Source organism: Arthrobacter sp. MAHUQ-56 (assembly GCF_019710585.1).
In the GTDB taxonomy this organism is placed as follows: Bacteria; Actinomycetota; Actinomycetes; order Actinomycetales; family Micrococcaceae; genus Arthrobacter.
Genome location: NZ_JAIFZQ010000020.1, coordinates 579,135 through 590,255, shown reverse-complemented (window position 1 = coordinate 590,255; position 11,121 = coordinate 579,135). Strand labels below are relative to the sequence as shown.

General features: G+C 62.5%; 19 protein-coding genes. All 19 read right to left on the bottom strand.

Annotated features, from left to right (window positions below; all coding sequences use genetic code 11):
* Positions 1 to 61: 61 nt before the first annotated feature.
* Positions 62 to 889, bottom strand: a complete 828-nt coding sequence (map, locus tag K4G53_RS15130; protein ID WP_221386474.1) for a type I methionyl aminopeptidase — start codon at positions 887 to 889, stop codon at positions 62 to 64.
* A gap of 74 nt (positions 890 to 963) precedes the next feature.
* On the bottom strand, positions 964 to 1,533 hold the full coding sequence (locus K4G53_RS15125; protein WP_221386473.1) for an adenylate kinase: 570 nt from the start codon (positions 1,531 to 1,533) through the stop codon (positions 964 to 966).
* Positions 1,534 to 1,538: 5 nt separating this feature from the next.
* Positions 1,539 to 2,849: a preprotein translocase subunit SecY gene (gene secY / locus K4G53_RS15120; protein ID WP_221386472.1), complete on the bottom strand. Its 1,311-nt coding sequence runs from the start codon at positions 2,847 to 2,849 to the stop codon at positions 1,539 to 1,541.
* Between the two features lie 211 nt (positions 2,850 to 3,060).
* On the bottom strand, positions 3,061 to 3,546 hold the full coding sequence (gene rplO / locus K4G53_RS15115; RefSeq protein WP_013601817.1) for a 50S ribosomal protein L15: 486 nt from the start codon (positions 3,544 to 3,546) through the stop codon (positions 3,061 to 3,063).
* A complete protein-coding gene (gene rpmD, locus K4G53_RS15110) occupies positions 3,547 to 3,753 on the bottom strand; it encodes a 50S ribosomal protein L30 (protein ID WP_009358731.1) in 207 nt (68 codons plus the stop codon).
* 2 nt (positions 3,754 to 3,755) lie between these two features.
* Positions 3,756 to 4,472: a 30S ribosomal protein S5 gene (gene rpsE, locus K4G53_RS15105; protein ID WP_141942667.1), complete on the bottom strand. Its 717-nt coding sequence runs from the start codon at positions 4,470 to 4,472 to the stop codon at positions 3,756 to 3,758.
* Positions 4,469 to 4,852 carry a 50S ribosomal protein L18 gene (rplR, locus tag K4G53_RS15100; RefSeq protein ID WP_018760446.1) on the bottom strand — a complete coding sequence of 128 codons (384 nt, stop codon included), beginning with the start codon at positions 4,850 to 4,852 and terminating at the stop codon, positions 4,469 to 4,471. Before rplR ends, rpsE begins: the two co-directional genes overlap by 4 nt.
* Before the next feature lie 2 nt (positions 4,853 to 4,854).
* Positions 4,855 to 5,391 carry a 50S ribosomal protein L6 gene (gene rplF / locus K4G53_RS15095; RefSeq protein WP_221386471.1) on the bottom strand — a complete coding sequence of 179 codons (537 nt, stop codon included), beginning with the start codon at positions 5,389 to 5,391 and terminating at the stop codon, positions 4,855 to 4,857.
* A gap of 18 nt (positions 5,392 to 5,409) precedes the next feature.
* On the bottom strand, positions 5,410 to 5,808 hold the full coding sequence (gene rpsH / locus K4G53_RS15090) for a 30S ribosomal protein S8 (RefSeq protein ID WP_018760448.1): 399 nt from the start codon (positions 5,806 to 5,808) through the stop codon (positions 5,410 to 5,412).
* Positions 5,809 to 5,888: 80 nt separating this feature from the next.
* Entirely contained in the window at positions 5,889 to 6,470 is a 582-nt protein-coding gene (gene rplE / locus K4G53_RS15085; protein ID WP_188570832.1) for a 50S ribosomal protein L5, read from the bottom strand.
* Positions 6,470 to 6,832, bottom strand: a complete 363-nt coding sequence (gene rplX / locus K4G53_RS15080; protein WP_058266512.1) for a 50S ribosomal protein L24 — start codon at positions 6,830 to 6,832, stop codon at positions 6,470 to 6,472. The genes rplE and rplX overlap by 1 nt, the downstream gene beginning before the upstream one ends.
* Before the next feature lie 3 nt (positions 6,833 to 6,835).
* Positions 6,836 to 7,204, bottom strand: a complete 369-nt coding sequence (rplN, locus tag K4G53_RS15075; protein ID WP_003803789.1) for a 50S ribosomal protein L14 — start codon at positions 7,202 to 7,204, stop codon at positions 6,836 to 6,838.
* A 477-nt stretch (positions 7,205 to 7,681) separates the two neighbouring features.
* Positions 7,682 to 7,987: a 30S ribosomal protein S17 gene (gene rpsQ / locus K4G53_RS15070; RefSeq protein WP_221386470.1), complete on the bottom strand. Its 306-nt coding sequence runs from the start codon at positions 7,985 to 7,987 to the stop codon at positions 7,682 to 7,684.
* Positions 7,984 to 8,313, bottom strand: a complete 330-nt coding sequence (gene rpmC / locus K4G53_RS21475) for a 50S ribosomal protein L29 (protein WP_018769136.1) — start codon at positions 8,311 to 8,313, stop codon at positions 7,984 to 7,986. Before rpmC ends, rpsQ begins: the two co-directional genes overlap by 4 nt.
* A gap of 2 nt (positions 8,314 to 8,315) precedes the next feature.
* Positions 8,316 to 8,732: a 50S ribosomal protein L16 gene (gene rplP / locus K4G53_RS15060; RefSeq protein WP_043454603.1), complete on the bottom strand. Its 417-nt coding sequence runs from the start codon at positions 8,730 to 8,732 to the stop codon at positions 8,316 to 8,318.
* Positions 8,733 to 9,563 carry a 30S ribosomal protein S3 gene (gene rpsC / locus K4G53_RS15055; RefSeq protein ID WP_221386469.1) on the bottom strand — a complete coding sequence of 277 codons (831 nt, stop codon included), beginning with the start codon at positions 9,561 to 9,563 and terminating at the stop codon, positions 8,733 to 8,735.
* On the bottom strand, positions 9,564 to 9,929 hold the full coding sequence (gene rplV, locus K4G53_RS15050) for a 50S ribosomal protein L22 (protein WP_009358304.1): 366 nt from the start codon (positions 9,927 to 9,929) through the stop codon (positions 9,564 to 9,566). It abuts the gene before it with no gap.
* A gap of 38 nt (positions 9,930 to 9,967) precedes the next feature.
* A complete protein-coding gene (rpsS, locus tag K4G53_RS15045; protein WP_003803803.1) occupies positions 9,968 to 10,249 on the bottom strand; it encodes a 30S ribosomal protein S19 in 282 nt (93 codons plus the stop codon).
* A gap of 12 nt (positions 10,250 to 10,261) precedes the next feature.
* Positions 10,262 to 11,101 carry a 50S ribosomal protein L2 gene (gene rplB, locus K4G53_RS15040; RefSeq protein WP_221386468.1) on the bottom strand — a complete coding sequence of 280 codons (840 nt, stop codon included), beginning with the start codon at positions 11,099 to 11,101 and terminating at the stop codon, positions 10,262 to 10,264.
* Positions 11,102 to 11,121 lie beyond the last annotated feature (20 nt).

Genomic DNA, 11,121 nt, shown 5'->3' with positions numbered 1-11,121 from the left:
GGTGTCGTTTTGAACCGTCAAAACGACACCTGGCGCTACCTGCTTCACGGGGAGCGGGACCCTACGGAATCGGCACGGGGGTGACGCCGAGCGGCTCCAGGTGCTCCGCGCCGCCGTCGGGCGCTGACAGCACCCAGATGCCCTTCTCGTGGACCGCCACGGAGTGCTCCCACTGGCAGGAGCGCTTGCCGTCGGTGGTCACCACGGTCCAGTCGTCCTCGAGGACGGCAGTGTCGATGCCGCCGCGGACCAGCATCGGCTCGATGGCAAGGCAGAGGCCGGGCTTGATCCTGGGGCCGCGGTGGTTGGTGCGGTAGTTGAGCACGTCCGGTGCCATGTGCATTTCGGAGCCGATGCCATGGCCCACGTAGTCCTCCAGGATGCCCAGCGGCTTGCCCGGCACGGAAGAGACATAGTCGTCGATGGCGGCGCCGATGTCACCCACATGCGTGCCCTTGGCCAGGGCGGCGATGCCCCGCCACATGGCTGCGTGTGTGACGTCCGAGAGTCTCTGGTCCTCGGGGTCGGCAGTGCCCACGATGACGGTGCGCGCGGAGTCGGAGTGCCAGCCGTTGACGATTGCGCCGCCGTCGATGGAAATGATGTCGCCGTCCTGCAGCACGCGGCTGCCGGGGATGCCGTGGACCACTTCATCATTGACCGAAGTGCAGATGGTGGCCGGGAAGCCGTGGTAGCCGAGGAAGTTGGACTTGGCCCCCGCCTCGTTCAGGACGGCGGCGAAGACGTCATCCAGGTGCTTGGTGGTGACCCCCGGCACCGCGGCTGCCACGGCGGCGTCCAGCGCGCGGCTGAGGACCAGCCCGGCCTCGTGCATGGTGCGCATCTGGGCATTGTTCTTGTATTCGATCCGGGGCTGGCCGAAGGCCATGGTGTTTGTCCTTTCACATGGCTGAGGCTCCTCCCGGTTGCCGGGAGGAGCCTCGCTCGATGGGGGCGCCTGGGTCAGGCTGCCTGTGCCGCCTTGATGGCCTGCATCACGCGGTTGGTCACCTCGTCGATGGGACCAATCCCGTCGACCTGGGTGAGGATGCCGCGCTCGGCGTACTTTGCCACGACGGCTTCGGTCTGCTCGTGGTAGAGGTCCAGGCGGTGGCGGATGACGGCTTCGTTGTCGTCGCTCCGGCCCGTCTCCTTCGCACGGCCCAAAAGCCGGTGCACCAGTTCCTCGTCGTCAGCGGTCAGCTGCAGGACGACGTCGAGCTTCTCGTCGCCGTTGGCGAGGATCTCGTCGAGGTAGTCCACCTGCGCGGTAGTGCGCGGGTAGCCGTCCAGCAGGAAGCCGTTGTCGACGTCGGGCTCGTTCAGGCGGTCGCGGACCATCTTGTTGGTCACGCTGTCCGGAACGAAGTCACCGTTGTCCATGTACTTCTTGGCCTCGATGCCGAGCGGGGTTTCGCCCTTCACGTTGGCCCGGAAGATGTCGCCGGTGGAGATGGCCACAACGCCGAGGCGTTCTGAGATCCGCTCCGCCTGCGTTCCTTTTCCGGAACCGGGAGGTCCAATAATCAGCATTCTCGTCATCGCAAAAGCCCTTCGTAGTGACGTTGTTGTAGCTGCGCATCAATTTGTTTGACGGTTTCCAGGCCAACGCCCACCATGATCAGGATCGAGGTGCCACCGAACGGGAAGTTCTGGTTCGCGTTGATCAGCACGAGCGCCACCAGCGGAATCAGCGCCACGAAGCCCAGGTACAGGGCACCGGGAAGAGTGATCCGGGAAAGCACGTACTGCAGGTAGTCCGCGGTCGGCCGGCCGGCGCGGATACCTGGTATGAAGCCGCCATACTTCTTCATGTTGTCGGAGACCTCTTCAGGGTTGAAGGTAATCGCGACGTAGAAGTAGGTGAAAAACACGATCAGGACGAAGTAAACGGCCATGTAGATCGGGTGGTCGCCGCGGGTCAGGTTGTTGTTGATCCATTCAACCCAGGGCTGGAGCTGCTCGCCGTTCTTCGGCTGGTTGAACTGCGCAATCAGGCCGGGAATGTAGAGCATTGAGGAAGCGAAGATCACCGGAATGACGCCGGCCATGTTCACCTTGATGGGAATGTAGGTGCTGGTGCCGCCCACGGTCCGCCTGCCGATCATGCGCTTGGCGTACTGGACGGGGATGCGGCGCTGCGACTGTTCAACGAAGACCACCAGCGCCACGGTCAGCAGGCCCACCACCAGGACGAGGAAGAACGTGCCGGGACCCTGCGAGGTCCAGATCGCGCCAAGCGATGTGGGGAACTGCGCCGCGATGGACGTGAAGATGAGCAACGACATGCCGTTGCCCACGCCCTTCTCGGTGACGAGCTCGCCCATCCACATGATCAGGCCGGTGCCGGCCGTGAGCGTGATGATGATCAGGATCGTGGTGATGACGCTGGAGTCGGGGATCACCGGCAGCTGGCAGCCGGGAAGCAGCTGGCCGGAGCGGGCCAGGGACACCAGGGTGGTTGCGTTGAGCAGGCCCAGCGCGATGGTGAGGTAGCGCGTGTACTGGGTCAGCTTGGACTGCCCCGACGCGCCCTCCTCGTACAGCTGCTGGAACCGCGGAATGACCACCCGCAGGAGCTGGACGATGATGCTGGCCGTGATGTAGGGCATGATGCCCAGGGCGAAGATGGACACCTGGAGCAAGGCCCCGCCGCTGAACAGGTTAACGAGCTGGTAGAGCCCGCCGGCAGTCTGACCGTTCTGCAAGCATTGCTGGACATTCTGGTAGTCCACACCTGGCGAGGGAATGAAAGCGCCCAAGCGGAAGATGGTGATGATTCCCAGCGTGAACAACAACTTGCGTCGCAGATCAGGCGTGCGAAAGGCCCGGCCAAATGCGCTAAGCAAGCGTCCTCCTGTGGTGTCAATAAAGAGTGGGGTGAGGGAATTCGATAGATCCCGACAACCGAGTCTAACGGTTGTATGCGCCATGCGAACAATCCGCAGGCTCGATCGTGCGCCCGGTGGCGGGAAAAATACGCCCGGCGGAAGTGAAAAACTCCCGGTATCCGGGGCCGAAGCCCGCGGATACCGGGAGTTTTTACAGCTGGCGCCGTCCTTAGAGGGCGGTGGTGCTTCCGCCTGCTGCAGCAATCTTTTCTGCGGCGCTGGCCGAGAATGCGTGGGCGGTGACGTCAACCTTGACGGTGATGTCGCCGGTGCCCAGCACCTTGACGGGCTGGTTCTTGCGAACGGCACCCTTTTCGACCAGGTTCTCCACGGTGACAGCGCCACCTTCCGGGAACAGCTCGTTGAGCTTGTCCAGGTTTACCACCTGGAATTCGACCCGGAACGGGTTCTTGAAGCCGCGAAGCTTCGGCAGGCGCATGTGCAGCGGCAGCTGGCCGCCGGCAAAGCCAGCCTTCACCTGGTAGCGGGCTGCCGTACCCTTGGTACCGCGACCGGCGGTCTTACCCTTGGATGCCTCACCACGACCAACACGGGTCTTGGCGGTCTTGGCACCCGGGGCGGGACGCAGGTGGTGAACCTTCAGGGCGTTCTGCTTCTCAGCAGCCTGTGCCTTATCAGCAGTGTTCTCTGCCATTTACTTCGCCTCCTCTACCTTTACCAGGTGCGGAACCGTGTTGAGCATTCCGACGGTCACGGCGTCGGCGGTGCGGACAACGGTGTGTCCGATCCGCTTCAGGCCGAGGGACCGCAGGGTGTCGCGCTGGTTCTGCTTGCCGCCAATGGCGGACTTGATCTGAGTGATCTCCAACTGAGCGTCGGAGGGGACCAGGTTCTTAGCCATGACTAGACACCTGCCTTCGGGGCGAGGAGGGCCTTCACCAGTGCCTGGGGAGCAACCTCGTCCAGCGGCAGGCCGCGGCGTGCTGCCACGGATGCCGGCTCTTCGAGGCGCTTGAGGGCGTCAACAGTCGCGTGAACGATGTTGATGGCGTTGGAGGAACCGAGCGACTTGGAGAGGATGTCGTGGATGCCCACGCACTCCAGTACTGCACGGACCGGACCACCGGCGATAACACCGGTACCGGCGGAAGCCGGACGCAGCATGACGACGCCGGCGGCGGCTTCACCCTGTACGCGGTGCGGGATGGTGTTGCCAACGCGGGGAACGCGGAAGAAGGACTTCTTGGCCTCTTCAACGCCCTTGGCGATAGCAGCGGGAACTTCCTTAGCCTTGCCGTAGCCGACGCCGACCATGCCGTTACCGTCACCAACGACGACCAGTGCGGTGAAGCTGAAGCGACGACCACCCTTGACGACCTTGGAAACGCGGTTGATGGTGACAACGCGCTCTACGAACTGGTTCTTTTCGGCTTCACGGCCACCGTCGCGGCCGCCACGGCCACCGCGGTCGCCGCGGCCCTGGCCGCGGTCGCCACGCTCGCCGCGACGGGCGCCACCACGGCGGTCCTCGGCAGCGGGGGCAGTGGTCTCAGCAGCTGCGGCCTCGGGAGCCTTCTGATCTGCAGACACAGTGTCCTTTTCCTTGTTTGCTTCGGTCACAGTGACAGCCCACCTTCGCGTGCACCGTCGGCGACGGCTGCGATGCGGCCGTGGTACTTGTTACCACCACGGTCGAAAACGACAGCCTCTACGCCGGCAGCCTTGGCACGTTCGGCGACGAGCTCGCCAACGCGCTTGGCCTTGGCAGTCTTGTCACCGTCGAATGCACGGAGGTCAGCTTCCAGAGTGGACGCGCTTGCTACGGTCTGCCCAATGCTGTCGTCGACAACCTGGACAAATACGTGGCGTGCGGAGCGGTTGACCACCAGGCGGGGGCGGGCAGCCGTACCGGCAATGCGCTTGCGGATACGAAGCTGGCGGCGGCTGCGGGCAGCAGCCTTGCTCTTGTTCGTACGCTTCTTGTTAATGGCGATGGCCATGGTTACTTACCAGCCTTTCCGACCTTGCGGCGGATAACCTCGCCGGCGTAACGGATGCCCTTGCCCTTGTACGGGTCAGGCTTCCGCAGCTTGCGAATGTTGGCAGCAACTTCGCCGACCTGCTGCTTGTTGATGCCTGAGACAGAGAGCTTGGTCGGTCCCTCTACTGCAAAGGTGATGCCGGCCGGAGCCGCAACGCTGACCGGGTGGCTGTAGCCGAGAGCGAACTCAAGGTCAGAACCCTTGGCCTGAACGCGGTAACCGGTACCAACGATTTCAAGCTTCTTCTCGTAGCCTGCGGTGACGCCCTGGATCATGTTGGCGATCAGGGTGCGGGTCAGGCCGTGGAGCGAACGGGAGGCGCGCTCGTCGTTCGGGCGGCTGACGGTCAGGGTGTTTTCCTCAAGGGCAACCTCGATCGGGCTGGCCACAGTGTGGCTCAGCTCGCCCTTGGAACCCTTGACGCTGACGACAGAGCCGTCAACCTTGACCTCAACGCCGGCAGGAACGGTGATGGGGAGACGTCCAATACGTGACATTATTCTCTTCCTTTCCCGTTACCAGACGTACGCGAGGACTTCGCCGCCCACGCCCTTCTTGCCGGCCTGCTTGTCAGTCAGGAGGCCGGAAGAGGTGGACAGGATTGCGATACCCAGGCCACCGAGCACGTGCGGCAGGTTGGTGGACTTCGCGTAAACGCGGAGACCCGGCTTGGAGATACGGCGAACACCGGCGATGGAACGCTCGCGGTTCGGACCGAACTTCAGCTCGAGGGTCAGCTTCTTGCCAACCTCAGCGTCCTCTTCCTTCCAGCCGGCGATGAAACCTTCGGCCTTGAGGATGTCGGCAACGCGTGCCTTGAGCTTGCTGTAAGGCATAGTCACGGAGTCGTGGTATGCCGAGTTTGCGTTACGCAGGCGCGTAAGCATGTCTGCGACAGGATCTGTCATTGTCATGGTGGGCTCTTGCCCTTCCTCGTAACGGTTTCCGCCGTTCGCCCACGCGGAGCGGAGCGGCCGGACCTTTTACGTAGTAATTAAGCTTCGGTCTTGAACGGGAAACCCAGCGCCTTGAGCAGCGCGCGGCCTTCGTCGTCAGTCTTGGCGGTGGTCACAACCGTGATGTCCATACCGCGGACGCGGTCGATCTTGTCCTGGTCGATTTCGTGGAACATAACCTGCTCGGTCAGACCGAAGGTGTAGTTGCCATTGCCATCGAACTGCTTGCCGCTCAGGCCGCGGAAGTCGCGGATACGGGGCAGTGCCAGGGTGACCAGGCGGTCGACGAATTCCCACATGCGGTCGCCACGCAGGGTTGCGTGTGCACCGATGGGCATGCCTTCGCGCAGCTTGAACTGTGCGATCGACTTGCGGGCCTTGGTAACCTGCGGCTTCTGGCCGGTGATCTGGGTGAGGTCGCGGACAGCGCCGTCGATCAGCTTGGAGTCCTTGGCGGCATCTCCAACACCCATGTTCACAACAACCTTCACCAGGCGGGGTACCTGGTTCACGTTCTCGTACTTGAATTCATCCTGCAGCGCAGCCTTGATGGACTCGGCGTACTTGGTCTTCAGACGAGGAACGATCTTCGTTGCCGGAGTCTCGAGAGTCTCAGTCATTAGATGTCCTTCCCGGTGCTCTTGGACACGCGGATACGGACGGTCTTCTTGACGCCGTCCTTCTCTACGGTGTCGAGGCGGAAGCCCACGCGGGTCGGCTTCTTGGTCGACGGGTCAACCAGGGCCACGTTGGAAACGTGGATCGGGGCCTCTACGACCTCGATGCCGCCGGTCTTGGTGCCGCGCTGCGACTGTCCAACCCGGGTGTGCTTGGTGACGCGGTTGATGCCCTCAACCAGCACGCGGTTGGTGTCGGTGAAGACCCGCAGGACCTTGCCCTGCTTGCCGCGGTCGCCGCCGCGCTCAGCCTTGGCGCCAGTGATGACCTGAACCAGGTCACCCTTCTTGATCTTTGCAGCCATGGACTAGAGCACCTCCGGAGCCAGAGAAACGATCTTCATGAACTTCTTGTCACGCAGTTCACGACCAACCGGTCCGAAGATACGGGTACCGCGGGGGTCACCGTCGTTCTTCAGGATCACGGCTGCGTTCTCGTCAAACTTGATGTAGGAACCATCCGCACGGCGGCGTTCCTTCTTGGTACGGACGATGACAGCCTTGACGACATCGCCCTTCTTTACGTTGCCGCCCGGGATTGCATCCTTGACGGTGGCGACAATGACGTCACCGATGCCTGCGTAGCGACGGCCGGATCCACCGAGAACGCGAATGGTAAGGATTTCCTTAGCACCCGTGTTGTCGGCGACCTTCAGTCGCGACTCCTGCTGAATCACTATTTACTCCTTGCGTCGCGCCGGTTCTCAGGCCGTGGTCTTGCTACGGAATGAGCCTTGCGGAACGGTTGATCGGGGTGTCTCTTGACCTGCCTGGATTTTGCCAGACCAGGCCTAAACGCCCGTGCCAGAAGCAGTTGCCTCCATCCGGTCCGGGAAGGATCCCGGGCGCAAGGAAGCACTATGCTGTGGCACGCTTGTTTACGAGGTTGATGACGGCGCACAGAAGGCGCCATACAAACTCAATATCCTAGCACGTTTCGCGCCGATCCCCATATCACCACTCCTGCCCGGGCTGCAAGACGGACGACGGCGTCACGCAGGGCAGCCTTTCGGCCCACCCATGGTGCCACTCCCCCGCGACGCCACGTCCCGCCGTCGTCCGCCCACGTGAAAAGGTGCCTGGCGTGACGCTTGCTTAAACGAGGAAGCCCCCGCTCCCGTATGGGAGCAGGGGCCTCAGCTAAGCAGCAGGTGCTACTTGGCCTTCTCGAGGATTTCCACGAGCCGCCAGTTCTTGGTAGCGGACAGCGGACGGGTCTCGGCGATGACAACGAGGTCGCCGATGCCGGCGGTGTTCTCTTCGTCGTGCGCCTTGACCTTGGAGGTGCGGCGGATGACCTTGCCGTACAGTGCGTGCTTCACGCGGTCTTCAACCTCGACGACGATGGTCTTTTCCATCTTGTCGGAGACCACGTAGCCGCGACGGGTCTTGCGGTAACCGCGCTGCCCAGCCTTGGCTTCGGTAGCAGATTCGGTCACGTTCTGGTCCTTTTCACTCACTTGGCGTCCTCCTCGGTCTCAGCCTTTTCAGCCTTGTCGGCCTTCTTGGTTGAAGCCTTCTTGGACTTCTTCTCTTCCTTGGCTTCCACAACCGGTGCGGCAACCTCGGCACGAATGCCCAGCTCGCGTTCGCGGAGAACGGTGTAGATGCGTGCGATGTCCTTCTTTACCGCGCGCAGGCGACCGTGGTTCTCCAGCTGTCCGGTGGCGGACTGGAAACGCAGGTTGAACAGCTCTTCCTTGGCCTTGCGGAGTTCTTCAACGAGACGCTCGTTGTCGAAACCGTCCAGCTGTGCGGGAGCCAGATCCTTGGATCCTACTGCCATTTCTATTCACCACCCTCGCGACGCACAATGCGTGCCTTCAACGGCAGCTTGTGGATTGCCAGGCGCAGGGCCTCGCGAGCTACCTCTTCATTGACACCGGAGAGTTCGAAGAGAACCCGTCCCGGCTTGACGTTGGCGACCCACCATTCCGGTGAACCCTTACCGGAACCCATGCGGGTTTCGGCAGGCTTCTTGGTCAGGGGACGGTCCGGGTAGATGTTGATCCAGACCTTACCGCCACGCTTGATGTGGCGGGTCATCGCGATACGAGCGGACTCGATCTGACGGTTGGTGACGTATGCCGGGCTCAGGGCCTGGATGCCGTACTCACCGAAGGAGACCTGGGTGCCGCCCGTAGCAGCGCCGGAACGACCCGGGTGGTGCTGCTTACGGTGCTTGACTCGACGTGGGATAAGCATTTAAGCCTGTCCTCCTTCTGCAGCAGCAGGTGCTGCTTCAACTGCCGGTGCTTCGGCAGCAGGAGCTGCCTCGGCGGCCGGGCGGTCGTTGCGACGGCGGCGGTCACCACGGTCAGCGCCACCCGGGCGGCCCGGACGGTCACCACGGTTACCGCGGGACGGTGCGGAAGCAGCCTGTGCAGCCAGTTCCTTGGCGGTGACGTCACCCTTGTAGATCCAGACCTTCACGCCGATGCGGCCGAAGGTGGTCTTGGCTTCGTAGAAGCCGTAGTCGATGTTCGCGCGGAGGGTGTGCAGGGGCACACGGCCTTCGCGGTAGAACTCCGAGCGGGACATTTCAGCGCCACCCAGGCGGCCCGAGCAGGCGATACGGATGCCCTTGGCACCTGCACGCTGTGCGGACTGCATGGCCTTCTTCATCGCACGGCGGAATGCCACGCGGGAAGTCAGCTGCTCTGCAACGCCCTGGGCCACAAGCTGGGCTTCCATCTCGGGGTTCTTGACCTCGAGGATGTTCAGCTGGACCTGCTTGCCGGTGAGCTTTTCGAGCTCGCCGCGGATGCGGTCTGCTTCTGCTCCACGGCGGCCGATGACGATGCCGGGACGGGCCGTGTGGATGTCCACGCGGACGCGGTCACGGGTGCGCTCGATCTCAACCTTGGCGATACCGGCGCGCTCCATGCCCGTGGACATGAGCTGGCGGATGCGGATGTCTTCGCGGACGAAGTCCTTGTACCGCTGGCCGGCCTTGGTGCTGTCAGCGAACCAGTGCGATACGTGATCGGTGGTGATGCCGAGTCGGAACCCGTGCGGGTTTACTTTCTGTCCCACTTAGCGAGCCTCCTCTTTCTCCGGGGTAGCGACTACCACGGTGATGTGGCTGGTGCGCTTCTTGATCTGAAATGCACGACCCTGGGCACGCGGCTGGAACCGCTTCATGGTCGGGCCTTCATCAACAAACGCTTCGCTGATGATGAGGTCACCTTCGTCAAACGCCACGCCGTCGCGGTCCGCGAGGACCCGGGCGTTGGAGATTGCCGACTGAACTACCTTGAATACCGGCTCCGAAGCTGCCTGGGGGGCAAACTTCAGAATTGCCAGAGCCTCATTCGCTTGCAAGCCACGAACAAGGTTGACGACGCGCCGGGCCTTCATAGGCGTTACGCGGATGTGGCGCGCAATTGCCTTGGCTTCCATTGCTTTCCTTCTCTCGTCTTTGACGTAAACGCAGGCGCCTAGCGGCGCTTGCCCTTACGGTCGTCCTTGACATGGCCGCGGAATGTCCGCGTGGGAGCGAATTCGCCGAGCTTGTGCCCGACCATCGACTCAGTGACAAACACCGGGATGTGCTTGCGTCCGTCGTGTACGGCGATCGTGTGTCCGAGCATGTCGGGGATGATCATCGAACGGCGGGACCAGGTCTTGATGACGTTCTTGGTGCCCTTTTCGTTTTCCCTGGCTACCTTCACAAAGAGGTGCTGGTCAACGAAAGGACCTTTTTTCAGGCTGCGTGGCATGTGTCCAGGCTCCTATCGCTTGTTCTTGCCAGTACGACGGCGACGAACAATAAGCTTGTCGCTCTCTTTGTTGGGGCGGCGGGTGCGGCCTTCACGCTTACCGTTCGGGTTGACGGGGTTACGACCACCGGAGGTCTTACCCTCACCACCACCGTGCGGGTGGTCAACCGGGTTCATGGCGACACCACGGACGGTCGGGCGGACGCCCTTCCACCGCATACGGCCGGCCTTGCCCCAGTTGATGTTCGACTGCTCGGCGTTGCCGACCTCGCCGATGGTTGCGCGGCAGCGCACGTCAACGTTGCGGATTTCGCCGGAGGGCAGACGCAGCTGGGCGAAGCGGCCTTCCTTGGCAACAAGCTGGATGGATGCGCCGGCGGAGCGGCCCATCTTGGCGCCGCCGCCCGGACGCAGTTCAACTGCGTGGACAACGGTACCCACCGGGATGTTGAGCAGGGGCAGGTTGTTACCGGGCTTGATGTCAGCACCGGCACCTGCCTCCACAACGTCACCCTGGGAGAGCTTGTTGGGGGCGATGATGTAACGCTTGGTGCCATCAACGTAGTGCAGGAGGGCGATGCGAGCCGTGCGGTTCGGATCGTACTCGATTTCGGCAACGCGGGCGTTGACGCCGTCCTTGTCGTGGCGACGGAAGTCGATCAGACGGTACTGGCGCTTGTGGCCACCACCCTTGTGGCGGGTGGTGATCTTACCGGTGTTGTTACGGCCGCCCTTCTTGGGCAGCGGACGTACCAACGACTTTTCCGGCGTCGACCGCGTGATTTCGATAAAGTCCGCTACGCTCGAGCCACGACGGCCCGGGGTAGTCGGCTTGTATTTACGGATTCCCATAATTTATTTCCTCGTTAAAG